Origin of the sequence: Methylocucumis oryzae (assembly GCF_000963695.1) — a bacterium.
GTDB classification, from domain to species: Bacteria; Pseudomonadota; Gammaproteobacteria; order Methylococcales; family Methylomonadaceae; genus Methylovulum; species Methylovulum oryzae.
Map to the genome: position 1 here is coordinate 1 of NZ_LAJX01000144.1, position 22,818 is coordinate 22,818.

Annotated in this window: 28 protein-coding genes and 1 pseudogene; 19 read left to right on the forward strand and 10 right to left on the reverse strand. The window is 45.4% G+C overall.

Annotation, left to right across the window (positions count from 1 at the left end; all coding sequences use genetic code 11):
* Positions 1–342: 342 nt before the first annotated feature.
* From VZ94_RS14130 to VZ94_RS14150, 5 genes are all read right to left on the reverse strand, one after another.
* Entirely contained in the window at positions 343–642 is a 300-nt protein-coding gene (locus VZ94_RS14130; RefSeq protein ID WP_045779723.1) for a hypothetical protein, read from the reverse strand.
* Between the two features lie 342 nt (positions 643–984).
* Positions 985–3,570, reverse strand: coding sequence for an NACHT and WD40 repeat domain-containing protein (locus tag VZ94_RS23165; protein ID WP_204369155.1), 2,586 nt, complete (start codon positions 3,568–3,570; stop codon positions 985–987).
* Positions 3,539–3,916, reverse strand: coding sequence for a hypothetical protein (locus VZ94_RS26475; RefSeq protein ID WP_045779724.1), 378 nt, complete (start codon positions 3,914–3,916; stop codon positions 3,539–3,541). The genes VZ94_RS23165 and VZ94_RS26475 overlap by 32 nt, the downstream gene beginning before the upstream one ends.
* Complete coding sequence (locus VZ94_RS14145) at positions 3,885–4,103, reverse strand: hypothetical protein (protein ID WP_045779725.1); 219 nt, start codon at positions 4,101–4,103, stop codon at positions 3,885–3,887. Before VZ94_RS14145 ends, VZ94_RS26475 begins: the two co-directional genes overlap by 32 nt.
* A gap of 141 nt (positions 4,104–4,244) precedes the next feature.
* Complete coding sequence (locus VZ94_RS14150) at positions 4,245–4,910, reverse strand: hypothetical protein (protein ID WP_045779726.1); 666 nt, start codon at positions 4,908–4,910, stop codon at positions 4,245–4,247.
* A gap of 416 nt (positions 4,911–5,326) precedes the next feature.
* Between VZ94_RS14150 and VZ94_RS14155 the strand changes: the two genes are divergently transcribed.
* Positions 5,327–6,502, forward strand: coding sequence for a M20 aminoacylase family protein (locus VZ94_RS14155; RefSeq protein ID WP_045779727.1), 1,176 nt, complete (start codon positions 5,327–5,329; stop codon positions 6,500–6,502).
* Here the strand turns inward: VZ94_RS14155 and ribA are convergent.
* Positions 6,499–7,113, reverse strand: coding sequence for a GTP cyclohydrolase II (ribA, locus tag VZ94_RS14160; RefSeq protein ID WP_052700558.1), 615 nt, complete (start codon positions 7,111–7,113; stop codon positions 6,499–6,501). The two genes, VZ94_RS14155 and ribA, sit on opposite strands and share 4 nt — an antisense overlap.
* Before the next feature lie 545 nt (positions 7,114–7,658).
* Here ribA and VZ94_RS14165 point away from each other — a divergent pair.
* The 17 genes and pseudogenes from VZ94_RS14165 to sufD all read left to right on the forward strand — a co-directional run bounded on the left by VZ94_RS14165 (position 7,659) and on the right by sufD (position 18,761).
* Complete coding sequence (locus VZ94_RS14165; RefSeq protein ID WP_045779739.1) at positions 7,659–8,747, forward strand: MBL fold metallo-hydrolase; 1,089 nt, start codon at positions 7,659–7,661, stop codon at positions 8,745–8,747.
* A 134-nt stretch (positions 8,748–8,881) separates the two neighbouring features.
* On the forward strand, positions 8,882–9,508 hold the full coding sequence (locus VZ94_RS29235) for an NAD(P)/FAD-dependent oxidoreductase (RefSeq protein WP_239649952.1): 627 nt from the start codon (positions 8,882–8,884) through the stop codon (positions 9,506–9,508).
* Positions 9,501–10,130 carry an NAD(P)/FAD-dependent oxidoreductase gene (locus VZ94_RS29240; protein ID WP_239649953.1) on the forward strand — a complete coding sequence of 210 codons (630 nt, stop codon included), beginning with the start codon at positions 9,501–9,503 and terminating at the stop codon, positions 10,128–10,130. The genes VZ94_RS29235 and VZ94_RS29240 overlap by 8 nt, the downstream gene beginning before the upstream one ends.
* Positions 10,131–10,208: 78 nt before the next feature.
* Complete coding sequence (locus tag VZ94_RS14175; protein WP_239649954.1) at positions 10,209–11,594, forward strand: SulP family inorganic anion transporter; 1,386 nt, start codon at positions 10,209–10,211, stop codon at positions 11,592–11,594.
* 1 nt (position 11,595) lies between these two features.
* Positions 11,596–11,934, forward strand: coding sequence for an STAS domain-containing protein (locus VZ94_RS29245; RefSeq protein ID WP_239649955.1), 339 nt, complete (start codon positions 11,596–11,598; stop codon positions 11,932–11,934).
* Positions 11,935–12,019: 85 nt separating this feature from the next.
* On the forward strand, positions 12,020–12,457 hold the full coding sequence (locus tag VZ94_RS14180; protein WP_045779729.1) for an SUF system Fe-S cluster assembly regulator: 438 nt from the start codon (positions 12,020–12,022) through the stop codon (positions 12,455–12,457).
* 47 nt (positions 12,458–12,504) lie between these two features.
* Positions 12,505–13,953: a Fe-S cluster assembly protein SufB gene (gene sufB, locus VZ94_RS14185; RefSeq protein WP_045779730.1), complete on the forward strand. Its 1,449-nt coding sequence runs from the start codon at positions 12,505–12,507 to the stop codon at positions 13,951–13,953.
* A 37-nt stretch (positions 13,954–13,990) separates the two neighbouring features.
* Positions 13,991–14,182 (forward strand): DUF2281 domain-containing protein, encoded by a 192-nt coding sequence (locus VZ94_RS14190; protein WP_045779731.1) that lies wholly within the window; start codon positions 13,991–13,993, stop codon positions 14,180–14,182.
* A 7-nt stretch (positions 14,183–14,189) separates the two neighbouring features.
* Entirely contained in the window at positions 14,190–14,570 is a 381-nt protein-coding gene (locus VZ94_RS14195) for a type II toxin-antitoxin system death-on-curing family toxin (protein ID WP_045779732.1), read from the forward strand.
* Positions 14,571–14,603: 33 nt separating this feature from the next.
* Entirely contained in the window at positions 14,604–14,876 is a 273-nt protein-coding gene (locus VZ94_RS14200; protein WP_239649956.1) for a nucleotidyltransferase family protein, read from the forward strand.
* Positions 14,869–15,237, forward strand: a complete 369-nt coding sequence (locus VZ94_RS14205) for a HepT-like ribonuclease domain-containing protein (RefSeq protein WP_082081690.1) — start codon at positions 14,869–14,871, stop codon at positions 15,235–15,237. The genes VZ94_RS14200 and VZ94_RS14205 overlap by 8 nt, the downstream gene beginning before the upstream one ends.
* Positions 15,224–15,811: a hypothetical protein gene (locus VZ94_RS23170; RefSeq protein ID WP_052700559.1), complete on the forward strand. Its 588-nt coding sequence runs from the start codon at positions 15,224–15,226 to the stop codon at positions 15,809–15,811. Before VZ94_RS14205 ends, VZ94_RS23170 begins: the two co-directional genes overlap by 14 nt.
* Before the next feature lie 95 nt (positions 15,812–15,906).
* Entirely contained in the window at positions 15,907–16,137 is a 231-nt protein-coding gene (locus VZ94_RS14215) for a hypothetical protein (RefSeq protein WP_045779734.1), read from the forward strand.
* 37 nt (positions 16,138–16,174) lie between these two features.
* Complete coding sequence (locus VZ94_RS14220; protein ID WP_045779735.1) at positions 16,175–16,651, forward strand: Uma2 family endonuclease; 477 nt, start codon at positions 16,175–16,177, stop codon at positions 16,649–16,651.
* A gap of 36 nt (positions 16,652–16,687) precedes the next feature.
* Positions 16,688–17,444 (forward strand): annotated as a pseudogene (gene sufC, locus VZ94_RS14225) (Fe-S cluster assembly ATPase SufC).
* Entirely contained in the window at positions 17,444–17,635 is a 192-nt protein-coding gene (locus VZ94_RS32215) for a hypothetical protein (protein ID WP_338040418.1), read from the forward strand. Before sufC ends, VZ94_RS32215 begins: the two are co-directional and overlap by 1 nt.
* 58 nt (positions 17,636–17,693) lie before the next feature.
* Complete coding sequence (gene sufD, locus VZ94_RS14230; protein ID WP_338040419.1) at positions 17,694–18,761, forward strand: Fe-S cluster assembly protein SufD; 1,068 nt, start codon at positions 17,694–17,696, stop codon at positions 18,759–18,761.
* Positions 18,762–18,768: 7 nt separating this feature from the next.
* On the opposite strand, the gene VZ94_RS26015 is transcribed toward sufD, so the two are convergent.
* The 4 genes from VZ94_RS26015 to VZ94_RS14245 form a co-directional block, all read right to left on the reverse strand.
* Complete coding sequence (locus tag VZ94_RS26015; RefSeq protein ID WP_157844939.1) at positions 18,769–18,912, reverse strand: hypothetical protein; 144 nt, start codon at positions 18,910–18,912, stop codon at positions 18,769–18,771.
* Positions 18,913–19,052: 140 nt separating this feature from the next.
* On the reverse strand, positions 19,053–20,195 hold the full coding sequence (gene nirJ, locus VZ94_RS14235) for a heme d1 biosynthesis radical SAM protein NirJ (RefSeq protein ID WP_045779736.1): 1,143 nt from the start codon (positions 20,193–20,195) through the stop codon (positions 19,053–19,055).
* Positions 20,196–20,352: 157 nt separating this feature from the next.
* A complete protein-coding gene (locus tag VZ94_RS14240; RefSeq protein WP_045779737.1) occupies positions 20,353–20,976 on the reverse strand; it encodes an EF-hand domain-containing protein in 624 nt (207 codons plus the stop codon).
* A gap of 241 nt (positions 20,977–21,217) precedes the next feature.
* Positions 21,218–21,976 (reverse strand): class I SAM-dependent methyltransferase, encoded by a 759-nt coding sequence (locus VZ94_RS14245; RefSeq protein WP_239649957.1) that lies wholly within the window; start codon positions 21,974–21,976, stop codon positions 21,218–21,220.
* Positions 21,977–22,341: 365 nt separating this feature from the next.
* On the opposite strand from VZ94_RS14245, the gene VZ94_RS14250 reads away from it, so the two are divergent.
* Positions 22,342–22,809 (forward strand): carbonic anhydrase, encoded by a 468-nt coding sequence (locus tag VZ94_RS14250; protein ID WP_052700560.1) that lies wholly within the window; start codon positions 22,342–22,344, stop codon positions 22,807–22,809.
* Positions 22,810–22,818: the final 9 nt, after the last annotated feature.

Sequence of the window (22,818 nt, forward strand, 5' to 3'; positions counted from 1 at the left end):
TTTTACATACCCTCATTCCGGCATGGATTGCCGGAATCCAGTGCCATGGATGGCGCTCTTCAAGTCCCCCTGTGTTCTTGGCAATCCATGCGAGATGACGACCCGGAGACGAACTACGGTTCTCAAATTGGGCGGTCTATATAAAGGTACGCACAGCGCGCCCTACCTATCTAAAAACCGAAAACTTGAGCGTTTGAAGTATATCCACTGCCGGATTAGGTGATGAAGGTGGGGATGACTTAGGGTAGCGGGATGCCAATATATTGTCTGCTTTTGCAGGTAACTAGGTCATCATAATATTCGACTCCTAGCTCGTGATTTTTCACTACCACTTTGGTAACTTTAATGACGGTCTTGAAATTTTTTGTTGTCTGAAATGGCGGTTTTAATGATTTTTGCCGATGCATCCCTGAAATCTACGCTGGCCTTGATAATTTCTTGCTCGTCGTATGGGCTACGACGAATGAGGGTTTCCCCTTTAACGACCAGCGATTCGCTAGGAGGCAAGTATGCACCGCCATCAGATGCGGAAAAATGGTATTCAAACTCATGGTTGATGGTGTCTAGGCAATCAATAGTGCCTGCATAACAGTCAAATGTGGCTAAAAAACCGATTGCTAGGATTAAGTGGTTCAATTTCATTATGTTTTCTCCATTAAGTGGCTCGGTGTCATGCAGGATGACACAGGATACTTTAAGCCCATCGCAGTGAATGATTTGTTAACGACCTTGCCTCAACTGAAATTTCGAAAAAGGTTATGTGGTGAAAGCGAGGTCGCCGGTATACAGCGAGAGTGGAATATGGGATTAGAAACCGCATAGTTACCCATTCCGATAACAGCGTACCGGAACAGTGCCAAGAAATGCGGCAAATCGTTGCCGAGAAATCCCGTATTCCGTTTCATTCCATGTTCTCTGACCCCAATTTACTGACCCCAATTTAGGTAGGGTGCGCTGTGCGCACCTTTTTCATTACGGTAAAACCTATAACAGGCCTTGCATATGGCGGGCGGGTGGCACGGCGCCGTGGCTTTCTAGCGGGAAGAAACGGTTGCCTTGCTTGTCTTGCCACGAGAGCCAGCGCCACGCGCTGCCGCTGGCTTCGATGACACTGTTGTCTGGCGGCGACCACACGACATGGCCGCAGTCATTACGGAATCGTATGGCGGCATGGATGCGCAAACATTCGCCGCTGTTCGCGTCCCAGAGGCGTAGCGTGCCGTCATCGCCTGCCGAGAGCAGGCGGCGGCCATCGGGGGCGAAGGCACAGGCGTTAATCGAACCTTGATGACCTACGAAGACACGCAGACAATCGCTGCTGTCTGCGTCCCATAGGCGTAGCGTACCGTCAGCGCTCGCCGAGAGCAGGTGGCCATCGGGGGCGAAGGCACAGGCGTTAACCGAACTTTGATGACCTACGAAGACGCGCAGACAATCGCCGCTGTCCGAGTCCCAGAGGCGCAGCATATCATCATCGCCCGCCGAGAGCAGGCGGCCATCGGGTGCGAAGGCACAGGCGAAAACCGAGCCTTGATGCCCGGCGATGACGCGTAGACACTCGCTGTTGTCCGCGTCCCATAGGCGTAGCGTACCGTCTTCACCCCCCGACAGTAGGCGGCGGCCATCGGGGGCGAAGGCACAGGCGTAAATCCAACCTTTATGGCTGGTGAGGACGCGCAAACATTCGCCGCTGTCCGCATCCCAGAGGCGCAGCGTACCGTCGTCACCCGCCGATAGCAGGCGGCGGCCATCGGGGGCGAAGGCACAGGCCCTAACCCAATCTTGATGCCCGGTAAGTAGTGCCAAACGCTGCTGATGCAATATGTCCTGGCTGAATGGCTGGTTTGTCGTGATGCTAACGGTGAAGACTTGTGCCAAGTTGTCTGGCGCATCCTTACACCATAAAAATTGCGCCCGATACACCTGAGACGCTTGCCAACTGGCCTCAGTCAATCGGCTATGGCGGAAAATTGCGGCTGTTAACTGGCTGTGATTAAACTTGGAACGGCGTAAATCCGAGCAGTGAAATTCCGCCCAGTCCAGTTGCGCGTGACTGAAATCTGCGTGTTGTAAGTTGGTTTGGTGAAATTGGCATTCGCGTAAATCAGCGTCTGCAAAACAGGCGTGACCGAGGTCAAACGCGGAGGTGGTGAGCGGGGGCAGTTCCGGGTCGTAGCTTGTTGGGGCAGGCTTGCCGATCTGCCAAGCGCGTAAATCGGCGTGGCGTAAATCCATGCCATGCAGGTTAGGCACAGGCCAGCCTTTTTGGTGGGCGGTGATGGCGTAATCCAGTAATAGTTCGCTGGTTTGGGCTTGGTAAGGGCTGCGCCAGTTCCGCAGGGTCGTCAGTAACTGCGGGTCGTTGGCTTCGGCGAGCATTTGCCCCAGAAAATCTAAAGTTTCGCGGCTAGGCCGGGGCATGGCCCAGTGTTTAGCTTGGTTGGTGCGGATGGCATTGAGCAAATAATCCGCGAGAAAAAATTCCTGCATGGAGGTGTGGGCAAAACGGAAGCCGCAGTCTTGAGGTTGGTCGGCATCTTGTCGCGCTAAAAACGTCGCGGTGCGCAAATCTTCTTCGAGTTGGTCGGGGTGTAAGCGGCGGTAACGTGGCTTTAAATCCGGTTGGCTGTCTAGCCAGCCGTGCAACCAGCTTTCCAAATCGCCGACGGCAAACACGCGCCGCCCGCTTCGCCACAGTTCGGCGGCGAGGTGCGCGGCTAGGCGCATTTTGTGTTCGGGCTTGATGTGGTGTTTGCCTTTGTCTCGCTCCAGCCAGCGGTTGGCCATTTTCCGGTACAGCGTCACACCATAGACAATGCGCCCGGCAGCGCGGTCATTTTCTATCTCGGGGATGAATTCGCTGACCAATTTAAGCGTGTAAGGGCGGCTGGTGAGTTCTTCTAAGTTATGCACAGCGCGTAGGGTTTCCATCAGTCGTTCCGGGTCGGTTTCGGGCAGCGCATTGCTGAGGTAACGGCGGATTTGCTCTTCGTTAAACGGCAGCAATAACAAGGCTTGGTATTTTTCTGCGCCGTATTCGCCGCGCTCTTGACCGGTGAAGTGGCTTTTTTGTTCGTTTAAGGTGCGGAAATATTGGGTGCGGCACGACAATAACAGGCGCGGGCGGCGGGCTATGGAGTTTGGGCGTAGCCGGGCTTCGGCATCACTAAGCAGTTTGAGCAATTGGTTGGTGAAGGTTTGTCCGTCGGCTTCATTGAGTTTGACCAGCACTTCATCCAAACCATCAATAATCAGCACCGCGCCGTGGTCTATCAATTTGCTGATGGTGGCAAAATCATAACTTTCACCGTCACCGTCTTTGTGCCAGCCGCGTTGTATACATTCCTCGATGATGGTTTTTTGGTCGGGCACGGCTTTGTCCAGCCCGGTGACATTACGCAAGTCAAAATACAACGGTATCGGGCAAGCAGGATTATCTTGGTGGCGTTGATCCAGTTCCAAGGCCAGCCGCTGGCAGGTGATGGTTTTGCCCATGCCGTATTCGCCCAGCAACGCGAACAATTGCGGCGCGTTGGGGTTATTGGCCCAGGCCAGCAAATGCTCCAGCACATCCACGTTGTTTTGTGGCGTGTCTTGTTGGGCGGGCAGGTCGCGGTCTTTTTTGCAGGCTGGCAGGTGTGCCGTAAGGGCATCTTTCCAACATCTGTTCGGGAATGTCGTGAACATCTTTGATACCCATGTTATGGGCGGCGGGGATGGGCTTAGTTTTGTTTCTTGGCTGCGGGATGCCGCCAGTTTCTGTTTGATGGGTTACGGGATAAAGATTGCCTTCATCAAGCAGGGCTTTGACAACTTGTGCGGAGTTTCTTGCGGCTAGGGTTTGGCGCTGTGCTTTGTCTTTGCCTTTGTTTCCATCCCCCCAGTCACAAATGGCTTTGATGACAATCCAATCCACTTTTTTTGTCGTGTGCGGATGTATAAAGGCCGCTGCCTTCCATTTCGCCGCCGATGGCTTCTATGGCATAAATGGCTTTCAGGTTGTCGCGGTAATCGACGTTATCAACCAGTTTCTCGCCTGTCAGGATTTGCCCAAATTCCAGCTTGGGCCAGGGCGTATGTTGGCGTTGTTGGTTGGTATTCACTACCCTGACTCGGTTCAATAAAACAGGTGACGCATCCGGTGCGCTGGCGCGGGGGTTATCTTGCTGTTGGCATTGACCCGACCTAACTCGTATTGTCGCAGTTGAGTGGACACTAATACGTCACCTATCTTTTGCTTGTCCTCATTCATACCAAAGGCAATCCCAACCGCAATCACAGCGCGGGCTTGCCAAGCGCGGATGGCTTTTTCGGTCGTTTTGTTGGGTGGCTCCGACACCACCAGAGCCTTGTTCGCTGATGGCGTGAATAATTTTCATACCGCCATGTTCACCTAGCAGGTTATAGGTGATGCCTTCACGGGGTTCGGTTTTAGCTGTTTGGTTGCCCAGAAAGGCCTCAAGCACAGCATGGTGCTCATATTCGTTGAACGTCAATAACACGATGACAGGCGGGTTGTATGGCATCCCTAATTGACCAATCAGGCGATTTTGGGGGATGGCGTTCAGGTCGGGAGTGGGTTGGTGGCTGGGTGCGGCTGCCGGGCCTTCAAACCAAACCCAACGTTTATTGGCCCCGGCATTTTTGGTGGCGGTGATGTTCAGGCGTAACGGGTTGTTTTTAGCTTCGGCCTGCTCGTTAAAGTCGCTGATCAGGCGGTTGAGCATGGCGTTGGCACTGGCGGTTTTCGCCAAGGGGAATAGAGCTTTGTGAATGTTGGCAACATTCGCTCTGCCTTCTTCATTAAGTAAGTCAAGCAATGGGAAAGCGTTTTTGCGTACGGTTTCAGTCAGGTGCGTGCTTAGGCGTTCAAAAGCAGTTTTGGCGAAATAACGGTCAAGCGCGGGCATAGCGGCCTCCAGTCATAATCAGTGATGCTGAGTTTAAGCCGACTTTTAAATTTGGTCAAGTTTGTTATGCTTGATATAAGTTTGATAAGATTATTTTGTGCTGAGTAGCATGGGCAATGTAGTAATAAACAAAATATACTCTGAACGGTTAAGTTTTCGGTTTTTTTAAGTAGGGTACGCTGTGCGTACCATTAAAAAATCGTAATAAAATCAATAAAAAGGTACGCGTAGCGTACCCTACAGCGAGCTGCAAAAACCGAAAACTTAACCGTTTAAAGTATATGACCAACACCTGACGAATGTGCCAATCACATCCGTGCAGATTTTTGGAAATACTTGAAAAGTGTAAGTCGTGATACATTGGCTTGCCAAAATGAGTAAGCCTGAGTCAAGACCTGAATGGATAGAGGAGTGCTATGAATTTACTAACCGAGTTAACAACCCTACAACCGGCTATGCAAGCCTGGCGTAGACATTTACATCAATTTCCTGAGTTGGCTTATCAAGAGCAACATACGGCAGATTTTATTGCCGAGCAGTTACACAGTTTTGGCTTGACGGTTGATAGAGGACTAGCAACGACGGGCGTTGTTGGCACACTAACAGCGGGTAATAGCGCGAATAGCATTGCATTACGCGCCGATATGGATGCGCTAGCGATTACCGAGCAGAATACCTTTGCTCATGCTTCTAAACATGGCGGTGTTATGCATGCCTGCGGTCATGATGGACATAGCGCGATGTTATTGGGTGCGGCCTGTTATTTGGCTGAGCATAAGGACTTTAATGGTACGGTGTATTTTATTTTTCAACCCGCCGAAGAAGGTCGGGCCGGTGCGCAGCAAATGATAGCGGAGGGCTTATTTAACAAATTTCCGGCTGATAAGGTATTTGGACTGCATAATTTTCCTGGCTTTTCTGCCGGACATTTTGCGGTTAAAACCGGTGCGATGATGGCGGCTTTTGATTGCTTTGAGATTGAGCTATCAGGTAATGCAACTCATGCGGCTATGCCGCATTTAGGCCATGATGTGATTGTGGCTAGTGCACAGTTAATCACGAGCTTACAAACCGTCGTTAGCCGCTATCTAAATCCTATTGCGCCTGCGGTACTCAGTATTACGCAAATTCATGCGGGTCATACTTGGAATGCGTTGCCCGATAAAGCCGTGTTAAGAGGGACGTTACGCTGTTTTGACCAAACGATACAAATCGAGCTGATTAAGCGCTTGCAAGAGCTTGTTGCTGCGGTTGCGTCGATGTTTGAATTAAGCGCAACGGTGCGTATTAACCCTGAAAATCCAGGTTATCCAGTCACGGTTAATGATGAAGCTGCCACGGCGTTGGCAATCAAGGCCGCAACGGCTGTGGTGGGTAGCGCTAGCATTCATCAAGATATTCAACCTAGCATGGGTTCCGAGGACTTTGCCTTTATGCTACAAGAAAAGCCAGGTTGCTATCTTTGGTTGGGTAATGACCAGCCGGGCCATAGCAGTTGTTTACATAACCCGACTTATGATTTTAATGATGATATTTTAGTTGTTGGCGCGGCTTATTGGGTGCAGTTGGTGCGAGAAGCCTTAACGGCTTAATCGGTTTTAGTTGGATTTTGAAACAGCCAATGCGCCATTTTGTTGGCTTTGGTTTTTAAATAGCCAAGATTAACCGGATTGGCTTTGACTTCAATCGGAATACGCTCGACGACGTTAATGCCTAACTCGGTGAGGCCGTCGATTTTTTCTGGATTATTCGTGATTAAGCTAATCGATTTAACATTTAAGTCTTTTAGCATTAACGCGGCAATCGTGTATTCACGCTCATCAGCTTGGTAACCTAAATGCAAATTCGCATCCACGGTATCCATGCCTTGATCTTGCAGGTTATAGGCTTGTAATTTTTTTAATAAGCCTATGCCTCGACCTTCTTGGCGTAAATAAATCAAAACGCCTAAGCCTTTTTGGTTAATTAAATTTAACGCCATATCAAGTTGTTCGCCACAATCGCAACGCAGTGAGCCTAACACATCACCGGTGAAACATTCTGAGTGAATGCGTACAGGTACTTTTTCTTGGTCTCTGACATCGCCTTTTACCAAGGCGATATGCTCTTTATGATCTAGCGTGTTGCTATAGTAATGCAGAATAAATTCGCCATGCTTAGTTGGCAGCGGAGTTTTTACGACGTTTTCTAATTTTGCTTTCACTGCTATGGATTTTGCTCAAAACGGAATGACTAGACCATTTTAGGGCAAAAAATCGGATAACTTGGTATAAAAATGCAATGCTAAGTTGCTAGAACAACTTAGGTTTGGGTTGGTATTGAGATTTTAGTGTAGCGATTAAAATGTTGCATTGAAACATTATTGTGATTCATTGAGACGTATTTTTGAAACATCATGAAACGTTTTGCTGATAGTTGCTTTGCTTTACTTGTGTCGTCAGTATGTTTTGTAGGGCAACAAAAAAAGGGCTACCAACTTAAGTAGGGACAGGGCGTTTAGAGCGCAGGTGTCGGCAGCAGGGATGCTGCCGCCAAGCCTACAGGGATGTATTTACGGCGTCCTGCGCTCTGAATGTCCTGTTCCTACTTAGCATTGTCTCGTCTAAAGAGCATAGCCCAAAAAAGGCTTTACGCCAGTATTTGTCAAATCATTCTGTGCTAGCGGTATTTGGTTATAAATTATTAACTAAGATTGGTATTGCTTTTGCTTTGATAAATACATTAATACTAAAACAACGGAGAGCCACCATGATTTTTAAACAATTATTTGATAAAGAAACTTGGACTTACACTTATTTAATTGCTGACCCTAAAACGAAAGAAGCGGTATTAATCGATCCGGTAAATACCGAAATCGATAACTACATTAGTATGTTAAACAGCTACGGTTTAACGTTGAAATATAGTTTAGAAACACATGTTCATGCGGATCATATTACGGCTGGTGGCTTATTACGCCAGCGTTTAGGTTCGCAAACCGCCGTTAGCAGTTTATGTGGCGCACAAAATGCTGATATACAAATGCACGATGGTGATGTATTTGAGTTTGGTGACGGCGAACAAATCAAAACCATTGCGACGCCAGGACATACGCCGGGTAGTGTGTCGTTTTTGTGGCGCGATAAGTTGTTTACCGGTGATTCGCTGTTTATCGGAGGCTGTGGCCGCACCGATTTTCAAGGTGGTGATGCTGGCGCGCTGTATGACTGTATTACTCAACGTTTATTTACCTTGCCCGATGAAACCTTGGTGTATCCCGGTCATGATTATCAACAGCGTTGGGTAAGTAGCATTATGCAAGAGCGTACCACTAATCCACGCTTAGCCGGTAAGACTCGCGAGGAGTTTATCCAAATCATGGCGAATTTAAATTTGCCTAGACCGCGTTTAATCGATGAAGCCGTGCCCGCCAACCGTTATTGCGGCTTAGACGAGAATGAGCGGCAAGATGCTATTGCTAGACGCGATGAGGCAGGCAAGCCTGTACGCACCGAATACACGGCTCAGGAGTTAGTAGCTGAGGCTAAGCAGAAAGTAAAAGAGGTGGATGTGCCAACGGCTAAAGCACTCATCGCGGCAGGTAATATTGTGGTATTAGATGTGCGCGAACCGGATGAATATAGCGCAGGCCATATTGAGGGCGCGGTTTTATTACCTAGAGGAGTGCTTGAATTTAGGTATGGTGGTGTGCCGGAATTGCAAGACAAGGCCAAAACGGTGTTGGTGTATTGTAAAACCGGTGGTCGTTCCGCGTTTGCTACGCAAGCAATGGAGTTATTGGGCTTTAAAAATGTGTTGTCTATGGCCGGTGGCTTCGAAGCTTGGCAAAAATCTTGAGGATTTAGGTTGACTTGGATTAGTTTTTAGGCGAAAAGTAAACCAGGAAAATAGTAGGTTTTTTCCTGATACTTAAATTTAATATTGCTGTAAGTGTTTGGGCAGCATTTCAAAAAAACTAATCGGAGGATTTTATGACACAACACCATACGGTTTTAATTATAGGCGGCGGTGCGGCTGGCGTATCTATCGCTAATAACATGCGCAGACAAGATGCAACCATTGACATTGCTATCGTCGAGCCATCAGAGAAACATTATTATCAACCGGGCTTTACCATTGTCGGTGGTGGTGCTTATACGTTAAAACAAACTTTGCGCAATGAAGCGGATTTAATACCCGCATCGGTAAAATGGCATAAAGAGTATGCCGATAGCTTTTTACCAGAAGAAAATGCGGTGGTATTGCGCTCTGGGGATAAATTGACCTATGAGTATTTGGTGGTGTGTCCTGGCATCCAGTTAGATTGGCATAAAATTCAAGGTCTTGCTGAAACATTAGGCAAAAATGGCGTATGTAGTAATTACTCGCCTGATACGGTGGAATATACCTGGGAATGTGTTAAAAACTTAGAATCGGGTACTGCGCTATTTACTCAACCGCCTATGCCGATTAAATGCGCCGGTGCGCCGCAAAAAATCGTTTATTTAACCGCTGACCGTTTGCGTAAAAAAGGCATCTTAGATAAGCTCAATTTAGAGTTTTGTAATGCCGGTGGCGTGTTATTCGGCGTGCCTTTTTTTTGCGCAAGCCTTGGCTAAAGTTGTCGCCGATTACGGCATTAAAACTAACTTTAATTGTAATTTAGTCGCTGTGGATGGGCCGGCCAAAACCGCTACCTTTGAAGTCACTGATGCGGCGGGTGCTAAACAACAAATTACTAAAGAGTTTGCCATGTTGCATGTGACACCACCGCAAAGCGCGCCTGACTTTATTAAACAAAGTCCGTTGGCTAACGCGGGTGGTTGGATTGATGTGAATGAGAAAACCTTGCAACACAATCGCTACCCGAATATTTTTGGTTTAGGCGATGCTGCGGCAACCAGTAACGCGAAAACGGCTGCGGCTGTGCGTAAACAAGTCCCTGTGGTGGTTGATAATATTCTGGCACTGATGAAAAGCGCGGCGGTGCAAGAGGGTTATGATGGTTATGGCTCTTGTCCGTTAACCACGTCTCTTAATACCGTTATGCTGGCCGAGTTTTCCTATGGTGGCAAAGTCACGCCGTCATTTCCTCTATTAGACCCAAGGAGCAATCGTGGTATTTGGTGGTGGGGCAAAACCACCGGTTTTCCGTGGTTGTACTGGCATATCATGTTAAAAGGTTATCGCATTGATATTCCACACCGCGAAGCTTACGCAAAGAAATTTTTATCTGAATAAACTGACTAGCGGTAACGGCGGGTAGGGCTCCTACCCGCTACTCGCTAGGGGTTATGCTAACTCAAGGGCGAGTGTCTCATGCTAAATTCATTTAACCGCTCAACATTTTTGTTGGAGCATTTTCCTATTTTTACTTGGCTTAAAACCTATACCCGACAAGACGCGACTGATGATGTGTTTGCCGGGGTGATTACCGCGATTCTATTAGTGCCGCAAGGTATTGCTTATGCGGTATTGGCGGGATTGCCGCCGCAGTTAGGTTTATATGCCAGTATTCTGCCGCCGGTAGTGTATGCGTTATTAGGCACGAGCCGAGCATTATCGGTAGGGCCGGTCTCGATTGCGGCGATTATGATTGCCGGTGTATTAGCCGAGCCTGAAATTCAAGCACTTAATCAACCTGTTGTGAGCGCGTTAGTGCTGTCAGCACTTAGCGGCGTCATTATGTTATTTATGGCGATGTTAAAACTCGGTGGTTTAGTTAATTTTATTAGTCATCCGGTGCTGGCAGGTTTTACTAGCGGTGCGGCGATTTTAATTATTTTAAGCCAGCTACCGGCAATGGCGGGTTTGCCAGCGCCTCAGTGTGGTTTTAATGTTGCTTGTTACGCTGATTATGCGAGTACAGCCAATCCTTATAGTCTGTTTATTGCTGCTATGGCATTAGCCGTGCTAGTTATTTTTACCAAGCCGCTACCGTGGCTATTAAAAAAACTACAGGTTAAAACGGCATGGGTGACAGCGATTAGCAAGGGCGGTCCTTTATTAACCGTAGTGATTTCCGCCGTGTTAGCGCAGCAATTTAGCCAAGCGCAGCATACGGTGGCTGTCGTGGGTAAAATACCGGCAGGTTTACCGGAATTTCAGTTTAACTTTCTAAATTGGCCGTTAGCGCATTTGCTTTTGCCTTATGCAACGTTTATCGCATTGATTGCTTATATCGAAAGCGTGGCTATTGCAAAAGTGACGGCGAATTTACGTGGGCAAAAAATCGTACCGAATCAAGAGCTCATTGCGCTAGGTTTGGCTAATCTTGCGGCGGCCACAACAGGTGGAATGCCGGTTGCCGGTGGTTTTAGTCGTACAATGGTGAATTATTCGGCGGGTGCTAAAACGCAAATGGCGATGTTGATTGCCGCAGGTTGTTTAGCCTTATCAGTGATTTTCTTTAGCACTTGGTTTCAAGCTATTCCAAAAGCGGCGTTGGCGGCGATTATCTTAATAGCGGTGTATCGCTTAGTGCGTATCCGGCATATTTTGCATACCTGGAATTATGATAAAGCCGATGGTTTGGCAGAAGCCGCGACGCTGTTGGGTGTGTTAATTTTAGGAATAGAAGAGGGTATTGGGTTTGGTATTGTGTTAACCATCGCTAGTCAATTGCGCAAAGCCAGTCATCCTCATATCGCGATAGTAGGCCGTGTACCTGATACCGAGCATTACCGTAATATCAAAACGCCATAGTGTGGAGACTTGGCATCATTTGCTGCTCGTGCGTATCGATGAGAGCATTACGTTTGCTAATATCAGCTATATTGAAGAATTTTTAGAAGCAGAATTAAGACGGCAGCCTAATACTAAGCATGTTATTCTGATTTTTACTTCAGTCAGCGATATTGACACGACAGCATTAGAAGCATTAGAAATGTTTAATGACACGTTACGCTTAACGGGTAGAACATTGAATATAGCTGAAGCAAAAGGGCCGGTACTCGATAAACTCAGTAAAACCGATTTTGTCGAGCAGTTGAAACCAGGTAAAGTGTATTTCCGTACTGAAGAAGCGGTAAGAGCATTAGGTTAGTCATTATAACCTAGTGCTTTACTCAGGAATTAAATAGTACTAAAATAGTCCTCAATTTATTCATGACTCATTTTATGCGCTCACCATGTTAAAGCTTAGCAAATTTACCGATTATGCGACGGTGATTTTAAGTCTCATGGCTAAACAGCCATCACGGTTGAGAACGGCTATCGAAATTGCTGAGGCAACCCATATTGCTTTACCAACGGTTAGTAAGATTTTGAAACTATTGACGCAGGCGCAAGTGGTGATGTCAATACGAGGCGCAAAAGGTGGGTATCTTTTGGCAAGAGCGCCTGAACAGATTTCCATTGCCGCCATTATCAGCGCATTAGAAGGGCCTATTGCGTTAACCGAATGCAGCTTGTCTAAGCATTCTTGTGAACAAGCTTCTGGTTGCGGTATTCGAGCGAATTGGCACAAGATTAATCAAACCATACATCACGCTTTGGAATCGGTATCGTTAGCCGACTTAGCCTTGCCAGAAGAAATTTTAATCCCTGTTAGCAGTTTAACGCGCTAGCCAACTAAATAATTCTTTTTTAATTCAATACGTTCAACGAGTTTTTTATGTCAGCCACTGCGCAAGAAATTACTAATTTAATCCATCAAGACTATAAACCGGGTTTTGTGACTGAGGTTGAAACCGATACGTTTCCGCCCGGCTTGACCGAAGATGTAATTCATCAATTGTCTAAGATTAAAAATGAGCCTGAGTTTATGCTGGAGTATCGGCTTAAAGCGTTTAGGCATTGGCAGACTATGACTGCGCCAGAATGGGCGCAAGTCAAAATTGAACCGATAGATTATCAAGCGATTAGCTATTATTCCGCGCCTAAACGCAATGAAGACAAGCCTAAAAGCCTAGACGAAATCAATCCAGAAGTCTTAGCAGCCTATAAAAAGCTAGGCATACCCTTAGATGAACAAGAACGTTTAGCCGGTGTCGCAGTGGATGCCGTGTTTGATAGCGTGTCGGTGGCAACGACGTTTAAAGGTAAACTAAAAGAAGCGGGCGTCATTTTTTGCCCGATTTCCGAAGCGTTACGCGATTATCCTGAGTTAGTGCAACAGTATTTAGGTTCGGTTGTTCCACATACCGATAACTTTTTCGCTGCACTTAATGCGGCTGTGTTTACCGATGGTTCGTTTGTTTATATCCCTAAAGGCGTGCGTTGCCCTATGGAGTTATCGACGTATTTTAGAATTAATGCCGCTAATACCGGGCAGTTTGAACGCACGTTAATCATTGCCGATGAAGGCAGCCATGTATCGTATTTAGAAGGCTGTACTGCACCTATGCGCGATGAAAATCAACTCCATGCCGCTGTGGTTGAATTAATTGCACTCGATAATGCGCAGATTAAATATTCCACGGTGCAAAATTGGTATCCTGGCGATAAAGAGGGCAAAGGCGGCATTTATAATTTCGTCACTAAACGTGCCGATTGCCGAGGTGTAAACTCTAAAGTATCGTGGACGCAAGTCGAAACTGGCTCGGCGATTACTTGGAAATATCCTAGCTGTGTGTTAACCGGCGATAATGCGATAGGTGAGTTTTATTCCGTTGCGGTGACCAATAATTTTCAACAAGCCGATACCGGCACGAAAATGATTCATATCGGCAAGAATACGCGTAGCACGATTGTTTCTAAAGGCATTTCGGCAGGTAAGGCGCAAAACACGTATCGCGGCTTGGTCAAGGTCTTAAAATCCGCCGAAGGTGCCCGTAATTACACGCAATGCGATTCGTTATTAGTGGGTGACCGCTGTGGTGCGCATACGTTTCCGTATGTCGAAGTCAAACAACCCTCCGCACAAGTGGAGCATGAAGCGACGACCTCGAAAATTAGTGACGACCAATTATTCTTCTGCCAACAACGCGGTCTTTCGGCTGAAGATGCCGTGTCTATGATTGTAAACGGCTTTTGCAAGGAAGTGTTTAAAGAGCTGCCTATGGAGTTTGCTGTGGAAGCCCAGGCGTTGTTGGGGTTGAGTTTGGAGGGGGCGGTGGGGTAACTCGGTTAAAATACCACGTAAATGGAGTCTTAAGATTATGCAAATAGTTCGTGAAATACAACAGCATGTCGAGCAATTGCCGGAAAATTTACAAGCGGAAGTCTTGCGATACATTTTAAATTTGAAACAAAAACAACATGCGGTAAATATTACAGATGAAGAGGCTTTAGCAATTCATGCCAAGTTGATGGAACAATATGCCGATACTTTTACCAAGCTAGCACAATAAACGAGCTGTGTTTTTTATATCTAAAAGCTTGGCATTAACCATTCATCAGCAACAAATTGAGCGTTTTGGTGGTTCCTGTTTACTAAGAGATGAGGCGTTGTTAGAGTTGGCTTTAGGTGCAGCGCAACAAACTTGGTATTACACGCAAGATATTTATCAGGTTGCGGCACAGTATTGTTATTCACTAGCGCGTAACCATCCATTTGTGGACGGTAACAAGCGTGTTGCCGCTGCTTGTATGTTGGTATTTTTATTGGCTAATCAAAAGCAACCACTAATGAGTAATACTGAGCTATATGATTGGGTTATCCAAATAGCTACGGGGCAATTATCTCGGGAAGAGTTGGCGGCGTGGTTGATGAAACAATGTCAGTCGATAACAAGCTAGAAAATAAATCGTTTTATGCGAAAAGATGCTGTTTTGGCTATATTAATTAAAGCGAAACCAAAGTTGATGCAGCAATTTGGCATCGTACGTTTGGCTTTATTTGGTTCCACTGCTCGTGACGAAGCCAGCGAGCAGAGTGATGTGGATATACTGGTCGCCTTTGATGGTATAGCAACTTCCGAGCGTTATTTTGGCGTATTATTTTTTCTGGAAGACTATTTAGGTTGTACTGTCGATTTAGTCACCGACAAAGCCTTGCGCCCGCATTTGCGCCCATTTATCGAGCAGGAAGCGATAGATGTCTAAGAGTGTAAGGGAGTGGTATTTTTATCTGGATGATATGATTAGCTTTGCTGAAAAAGTCATTACTTATACCGACGGCTTTAACCAAACTGCTTTTACCAACAGTGGCTTAAACTACGATGCCACCTTGCGGAATCTGGAACTCATCGGCGAGGCCACCACGCATATTCCAGAAGATATACGCCTAGCCAACCCGCAAATTTCGTGGCGACAACTGATAGCCACCCGTAATAGGTTGATTCACGGTTATTTAGGTATAGACGACGATATTTTATGGAGCATCATTAAAACAGATGTGCCAAATTATTGGCTGAATTGCATGTGTTTAAACAAAAGAGCTGCTAAGTTTTATGAATGGTTCTGATGGGAAAAATAACGATGAATCAAATGGCCTAAAAACGAAGTGGCTTGTTATTACGCTTTGTTCGATTGCTTTAACTATTCTTGGATTCTATTTTAGTAATTTCCACGGTAGCCTGTCGTCCGATAATAGCGCATGGGGAACATTTGGTGATTATGTTGGTGGTATTCTCAATCCGGTTATTGCAGCATTTGCGTTTTATTTGATTGCCAGAACGTATGAACTACAAAAAAAGGAATTGAAAGCAACAAGGGAATTGCTGGAAATTTCAACAAAAGCACAAAAAGATCAAATTAAATTAGCGGCTTTGACTGCGCTGTTAGATTCAAACTTGGCCAGAATTTCTTTATTGAATGCCGAGAGAGTTACATTGTGGGATCGACTGCCTGCAAAATTTAAATCCTTTGTTGAAAATAGAGTAAAACCACCTGATTTTTTTGATGTGGGTGTTGAAGAGAGTAGGACTGAAGAATATTACCCTGTAATAAAAAGGATTCATGAAATTGATAATGAAATTAATATGATAGTTGAAAAAAATTCTATGTTAACGAAAGGTATAGAGGATCATATATCCTGACAATTATATAGGGTAGGCAATTCATTTTTGCCTAGCACTTATAACAGAAGTGCAAATCTGCTTTATCCTACAAAATTCAACAATAAGAGCGTAACGTGAAAACCCTGAATATCAACATCAGCGATTCAGACTTTATTAAATACAACTTACAGAACCAGGTATTGGTGTTCGGCGAGATGATGGCAAAAATTAACGTCCAATCGAAAATATCTTCAAGCAAAAAAGCTAAATTTGAAGATACGTCCGGATTTAGTTTTTGGCAGTATCGAGAAGATATGACGGATGTTGAACAGTATGTTAATGGGCTAAGGAATCCACGGCAGTAGAAGAAAGCCCAACATTTAACCGTAACGAGGTCTAACAATGAACTGGCAAGAAGTCTGCTCCAACCCGCATTTAAAAAACCTACCTTTTAAAATCGAGTTAAACGAATATGGGCATATCGTGATGAGTCCGATGAAAGTGTTGCACTCGTTGTTGCAAGGCAAAATTGAAAAACTTCTGTTGCACTTCACAAAAGGTGGCGAAGCGTTCCCCGAATGCGCTATTTTCACCCCTAAAGGTACCAAAGTCGCCGATGTGGTATGGGTGTCTGAGCAGCGTTTGCAGATTATTAAATATGAAACGGAGTGCTCAATTGCGCCGGAAATTTGTATAGAAGTCATGTCTGACAGTAATACTGAAAAAGAAATGCTAGAAAAAATGCAGCTTTATTTTGCGCAACACGCTGAGGAGTTTTGGTTATGTGACCAGCAAGGTGGGATGCGTTTTTTTGCCCCGAACATGGAATTATTGCATTCCGAAAAATTTCCTGATTTTCCTAAGAAAATCAATATATAAACTGTTTATTCTTTCTTTTACCTATAAAAAATCATTATGCTAAGCATTAAAGACTTAACCGTGAGTGTTAACGATAAATCCATCTTAAAAGGCATTAACCTTGAAATAAAACTCGGCGAAGTCCATGCGATTATGGGGCCGAATGGTTCGGGCAAATCGACGTTATCGCATGTGTTATCGGGTAAAGCCGGTTATGAGGTTACAGGCGGTTCGGTGCTGTATCAGGGTAAAAACTTACTAGATATGTCCCCGGAAATTCGTGCGCGTGAAGGTGTATTTTTAGCGTTTCAATACCCCGTTGAAATTCCCGGCGTCAGCAATGTGTATTTATTGAAAGCGGCACTCAATGCTGTGCGTAAGCATAAAGGCTTAGACGAAGTCGATGCGATGGATTTTTGCTGTTGATTAAAAATAAAATCAAAGCGTTGGAAATGGATGAGAAATTTTTGTATCGCGCGGTCAATGAAGGGTTTTCTGGTGGCGAGAAAAAAAACGTAATGAAATCTTACAAATGGCGGTGTTAGAGCCTAATCTATGTATTTTGGATGAAACCGATTCTGGCTTGGATATCGATGCGTTAAAAATCGTTGCCGATGGCGTCAATTCGTTACGTTCAGCAGAGCGTGCGTTTATTTTGGTGACGCATTACCAACGCTTGCTCGATTATATTAAACCCGATGTTGTGCATGTCTTAGCGCATGGCCGTATTGTTAAATCAGGTGGACCTGAGCTGGCCTTAGAGCTTGAAGAAAAAGGCTATGGTTGGTTAGACAGCGATAAGGTGGCGGCGTGATGACAGCAGCAAGTTCTTATACTCAGGCGTTACAAGGCGTTGCTGAGCAATTGCCGGGTGCTAGTTTGCCGTGGTTACAAACGCTACGCACCACAGGATTCACCGCACTGGTCACGCAAGGCTTGCCTAGCACGAGAGATGAAGATTGGCGTTATAGCAATCTATCCGCATTAACGAAAAAAAAATTTTAGCTTAGCACTGGCAGAGTCTGATACGGCAACTATTTCAAGTGCTATAGCCCGTTATAGATTGGCTGATGCTTGGGTTGTCGTGCTTGTCGATGGGCATTTTTGCGCCGAGTTGTCTTGCTTAGAGAGTTTACCGCAAGGCGTTGAGCTTAACAGTCTTAGCGACGTGTTGCGCATGAATCCTGATAGTGTTAAAGCGTATTTAGGTACGGCACTTCAAGGCAGTGAGCATGGTTTTATCGCGCTTAATAATGCAGGATTTAGCGATGGCATAGTGCTGAGAGTGCCTGCAAAACAAGTTTTAGATAAGCCTATACAATGTTTGCATTGGTCAAGCCAAGCTAATCAGTTTGTGTTAACTCGCACGATTATTATCATCGAAGCGTTTGCACAAGCGCAGTTTGTTGAGACATTTGCTGGCAGTGAAGCGAGTTACTTGACATCAGCGTTAACCGAAGTGTTTGTGGGCGAGAATGCCGGGTTAACCCTGTATAAACAGCAGTCTGAGTCAGAGCAGGCTTATCATTACGGTGGCATTTATGTGCAGCAGGCTGCTTATTCACGTTTTGCGCATCATAATTTTGCTTTTGGCGCGTTGTTGGCGCGCACGGATATTGCTTGTGCCTTAGAGCAAGCCGCAGATTGTGAATTGAATGGTTTGTATTTAGGCGCTAAACGCCAGCATATTGATAATTATACGCGTATCAACCATGCCAAGCCTTATGCGACTAGCCGAGAGGTCTATAAAGGTGTACTCGATGAGCGTGCACGCGGTGTGTTTCAAGGGCGCGTGGTTGTTGCTGAAAATGCGCAGAAAACGGATTCTGCTATGAGTAACCGTAATTTATTGTTGTCTGATGCGGCTGAGGCAGATACTAAACCCCAACTAGAAATTTATGCCGATGATGTGAAATGCAGTCACGGCGTGACGGTGGGACAATTAGACGAGCAGTCGGTGTTTTATCTTAAGTCGCGCGGCATTGATGAAAGCGCCGCGCGTAATATGCTGACGTTTGCGTTTGCTAATGAAATGGTAGCTAAAGTCACTTTAGCGGATTTGCATGAGGTGGTATTAGCTGAGCTGTTAGCTAAATTTCCACAACAAGCGATAAACCGTGCTTGGCTTTAACTCTGGGTTATACATAAACATCAACTTTATTGGCCGAGACGACGGCTGAATTAATCAGCGCTAACGCGGCTTGGCCTTGTTGTTTTTCGATGTTTTGGGCTTTTTCCATGACCGCAAAACTAATTTCATTAGCGGTTTTTTGTTGCGACATTTTGCGTGGCAAATGCTGCGATGGATGAGACGGAATCTAACATGGCGGTCTCCGGTAGTTAAGAATTAGCTATTAATACGTTAGCGGCTAATTGGGTAAAAGTTAAATTTAAACTGTGCGCGGCTAGTAATTTTTATGTTTTATTGCACGCCGATTTCTTGTTCAGTCAAATAACAACCTGGGTCTTCTGCCCAAACGTTACCTGAGATTTGCATCGCTCTAACACGGGTATTACCATTACAAATGCGTTGATAATGGCAGTCACCGCAACGACCTTGCAACGGTCTTGGCGATTGCTTTAATCCTGCCATAACAGGGTCAGAAATATCGTTCCAAATGTCTGAGAAAGGTCTTTGTTTAACATTACCTAAATGATAATGCCACCAAAACGTATCTGGGTGTACATTGCCTAAGTTATCGATATTGGCAACATTGACGCCAGACGCGTTACCGCCCCATTGTTCGAGTTTAGCTTGTATATGTGGGGCTTGCTCAGGGAAATGGCGACGTACCCAATGCAAGAAATAAACCGCGTCGGCGTCGTTATTGCCTGTGACAAATTCGCGCTCTTTGCCTGCTTTTAGCCAGTCGTAGCATTGGTCAAACATCAGCTCCATTGCTTGGCGCGTGCGCTCAAAATGCGCATCATCGCGGCGATTTTTATTACCACGCCCACCATAGTTTAAATGCGATAAGTAGAATTTATCGATGTTTAAATCATCCATTAACGCTAATAGCGCGGGGAAGTCTTGGTAGTTGTCCTGGGTTAGCGTGAAACGTAAACCCACTTTTATGCCACGCTCTAAGCATAGCTTAATGCCGTGCATGGCTTCGTCAAAAGAGCCTTTAACACGTCTAAATTCATCATGGGTTTGCTTAATGCCATCGAGGCTCACACCTATGTATTGGTAGCCAATGTCAGAAATCTCTGCGATATTATTTTCCGTGATACGTGTGCCATTGCTGGATAATGCCACATAAAAGCCTAGTTGTTTAGCGCGTTTGGATATGGCAAAAATATCCGGATGCAATAGGGGTTCGCCGCCTGACAAGATGAGCACCGGCACTTTAAAGGCTTTTAAATCATCCATGACCGTATAGATTTCAGTTGTGCTGAGTTCGCCTGGGAAATCAATATCGGCTGATGTTGTGTAACAATGTTTACAGGTAAGATTGCAACGCCTGATTAGATTCCAAATCACAACAGGGGCGCTTGGTTTACGCGCCGGTGTTAACGGGGTAGGCGCGATGAGTTCGCGCATATAGTGGCTGAGTCGGAACATTCGTTGTTTATAATAGTTATATTTTTAACGATAAGACAGAGCATTATTAGCGCTCGACCTCTTAACGCTTTGACGTTCAATTTTTGAAAAAAGCGATTGATTAAGCTGGGGATAAGGTTCTAATCAATCGCTAATCAAGTAGCTCGCTGCAGCGATGTTACGCTGAGACTGACAGGCCTTGGAAAGATGAGTCGCGGCCTGATTCACCATAAGCTTGAGCTAATTGAAAGATTTGTTTTTTCACTTGCTCGTCTTGTGATGATGCATTGTTTTGCTGAGTCTGTTGGTAAGCTGATGTTTCGGCTTGTGTCACCACGCCATCTTGATTCGTATCAGCCGGATCAAAAGATTGGCTGCTGTTACTGCTATCTGCATTCGTCGAGGGGGGCGGTGGTGGCGGTAAGCCTTGAGGGCCTCCGGATGCGGGTGAACCGTTGCTTGTTTCGCTAGTGGCGTCAGTGCTTTGTAAACGCAACCTGGGTGCCGGGCCGTCTAAATCAGATGCAATTTTTTCTACGCTAGCGGTGAATTCAGTTTTGCTAACTTGACCATTGCTATCACTGTCTAAGGTGTTAAAAACATCGTCAACATTGGTTTGTTGCGAACCGTTATTGTTTGAAAGTTTGTCGTAAGCAGCTTGCAAATCAGATTTTTCAATGAATCCTTGTCCTTTGCTATCTAACTTGTTAAAAGCGGTTTCCGCTAATTGACTAGCGTTAGGTTTACTGTACGCATTGTACAATGCAGAGGATGCTAAGCTGTTGCTTGTGTTAATGTTCATATTATCCTCGCTTGTTTGTTACTAACATACGGGTTTAAACATTCTATATCAGCTCACGGGATTGGTTTCAGCCGATATAAGTAAAGAGTTGTAAATAACGTAAGGCTGTTATTACTCCGTAGACTGTAATCATACGCTTTTTTTAAAGCCGTAAACATAATAATGTAATAAATCTAAACGACTTAGCACTTCTACGGCTAAAGTTTCGAGTACCGCACTGAGATTACTTAAGCGCTGCTTTTTAGCTAAAACGTCTTAAATAGGAATAGGTTGGCAACGTATTTTTGGTGATATTAGCTTCGGTGGTTACGGTAAAAGACAATGACTCGGCGAGTTGCTGGTAATGTTCTGCGCTAAATTGCAAATTACATTTGCCATAAAAACCAAAAGCGGGCAGTTTTATCCGGGTAACAGGCAATAAGGGCTTTGTAGCAATAAAGTCTGATAACGCTAAATAGCCACCCGGTTTTAGCACACGATAAGCTTCTTTAAAAAACTGTTTGCGGTCAGGAAAATGGAAAATACATTCCACCGCTAATACGACATCAAAGCTTTGATCGGGGAACGGTAATGCGCATGCATTGCCTTGTTTAAAGTCAATTTGATTGTCGCCTATTGGCAATACCGTTGCTCTGGCCCGTTCTAACTGGCGCTCATCTAAGTTTAATCCGGTTAAATTCATCTGCGCATAGCGTTCATTCATATGTGCAACGGTGCCACCAAAGCCACAGCCTACATCTAACACCGATAATTCATGGCTAACCGCGCCCGCTTGGCAAACCTGTGCGGTCAAGTTTTCTGCTGCAAGCTCAAAATCATCACTGTCTAGTGTGGCATCAGCCGGTTGCTCCCAATAGCCCCAATGTACATGACGGCCAAAACTTTTGGCAACATCTTCATTGCCTTCTTTTAGTACATCGAGCAAATAGTCAAAATAAGGTAAATGAACGGTTGGGCGGTTCGATGGTGGTTGAGATGGATTGGTATTAGGTTGCGTCATGATAATTTCTGTTGGGTGGTTAATGGGGTAAAAAGTCGTATATGAATGCTTTTGTTCGGGCACTTCCACAAGGAGTTGTTATGGCTAGAGTCCAAAACATGCTTTGCACTTCAGAACCGTTTGATAGCAGCGCTTTTGTAGTGGTTCCCTGTATTTTTAATCATACCCTAGGCAAGCCTATTCAATAACACGCCTTATTAGTTTATCAATGTTTATTGCCTTTTGGCTGAGAATAGTTATTATTCAGCCACGTGTTCATTTTTCCTCACTTCTTATGCAAGCGTTTATTCATCCGACTTTAAGCCATTTATTCCACGGAATTAAAAAATTTTCAACAGCGATGTTACGCGCATAACCCAGAATTAATGCGAAATCTGGTTGAGCAAGGTCAGCATCCTAACGTGTTATTAATCGCATGTAGCGATTCGCGCGTTGACCCAGCGTTGTTAATGGACGCGCGGCCCGGTGATTTATTTGTGTTACGCAATGTGGCTAATCTAGTGCCACCTTATCATTTAGACAATAAACTAGATGGCGCACGCTCTGCGATTGAATATGCTGTTCGTGATTTAGGTGTTGAACATATTGTTATCTTAGGTCATGCGCATTGCGGTGGTGTGAAAGCGTTATTGAGTATGCTATCAGGACAAAAAGTCCCGCGAGATTTTATTGGTGACTGGGTAAGTATTGCGATGTCGGCGTGTTATCGCTATGTATTGGATCAAGTCACGCCTTCTGATAGTGTCGATAATGCAGATGTCAGAGAAATCGATATTGAAAATTTACAAAACCATCAACACTTGGTTGAGCGGCAGCAATACGTGGTTCATTAGATAACTTAC

Bases quoted from the DNA above. Each gene is read 5' to 3' on its own strand.
- VZ94_RS14190 (WP_045779731.1), top strand. From the start codon at position 13,991: ATGCAAATAGTTCGTGAAATACAACAGCATGTCGAGCAATTGCCGGAA.
- VZ94_RS14175 (WP_239649954.1), top strand. From the start codon at position 10,209: ATGCTAAATTCATTTAACCGCTCAACATTTTTGTTGGAGCATTTTCCT.
- VZ94_RS14220 (WP_045779735.1), top strand. From the start codon at position 16,175: ATGAACTGGCAAGAAGTCTGCTCCAACCCGCATTTAAAAAACCTACCT.
- VZ94_RS29235 (WP_239649952.1), top strand. From the start codon at position 8,882: ATGACACAACACCATACGGTTTTAATTATAGGCGGCGGTGCGGCTGGC.
- VZ94_RS14180 (WP_045779729.1), top strand. From the start codon at position 12,020: ATGTTAAAGCTTAGCAAATTTACCGATTATGCGACGGTGATTTTAAGT.
- VZ94_RS26015 (WP_157844939.1), bottom strand. From the start codon at position 18,912: ATGTCGCAACAAAAAACCGCTAATGAAATTAGTTTTGCGGTCATGGAA.
- VZ94_RS14150 (WP_045779726.1), bottom strand. From the start codon at position 4,910: ATGCCCGCGCTTGACCGTTATTTCGCCAAAACTGCTTTTGAACGCCTA.
- VZ94_RS14165 (WP_045779739.1), top strand. From the start codon at position 7,659: ATGATTTTTAAACAATTATTTGATAAAGAAACTTGGACTTACACTTAT.
- VZ94_RS14245 (WP_239649957.1), bottom strand. From the start codon at position 21,976: ATGACGCAACCTAATACCAATCCATCTCAACCACCATCGAACCGCCCA.
- nirJ (WP_045779736.1), bottom strand. From the start codon at position 20,195: ATGTTCCGACTCAGCCACTATATGCGCGAACTCATCGCGCCTACCCCG.
- VZ94_RS14250 (WP_052700560.1), top strand. From the start codon at position 22,342: ATGCGAAATCTGGTTGAGCAAGGTCAGCATCCTAACGTGTTATTAATC.
- VZ94_RS32215 (WP_338040418.1), top strand. From the start codon at position 17,444: ATGACAGCAGCAAGTTCTTATACTCAGGCGTTACAAGGCGTTGCTGAG.
- VZ94_RS23170 (WP_052700559.1), top strand. From the start codon at position 15,224: ATGAATGGTTCTGATGGGAAAAATAACGATGAATCAAATGGCCTAAAA.
- sufB (WP_045779730.1), top strand. From the start codon at position 12,505: ATGTCAGCCACTGCGCAAGAAATTACTAATTTAATCCATCAAGACTAT.
- VZ94_RS14240 (WP_045779737.1), bottom strand. From the start codon at position 20,976: ATGAACATTAACACAAGCAACAGCTTAGCATCCTCTGCATTGTACAAT.
- VZ94_RS14155 (WP_045779727.1), top strand. From the start codon at position 5,327: ATGAATTTACTAACCGAGTTAACAACCCTACAACCGGCTATGCAAGCC.
- VZ94_RS14130 (WP_045779723.1), bottom strand. From the start codon at position 642: ATGAAATTGAACCACTTAATCCTAGCAATCGGTTTTTTAGCCACATTT.
- VZ94_RS14205 (WP_082081690.1), top strand. From the start codon at position 14,869: ATGTCTAAGAGTGTAAGGGAGTGGTATTTTTATCTGGATGATATGATT.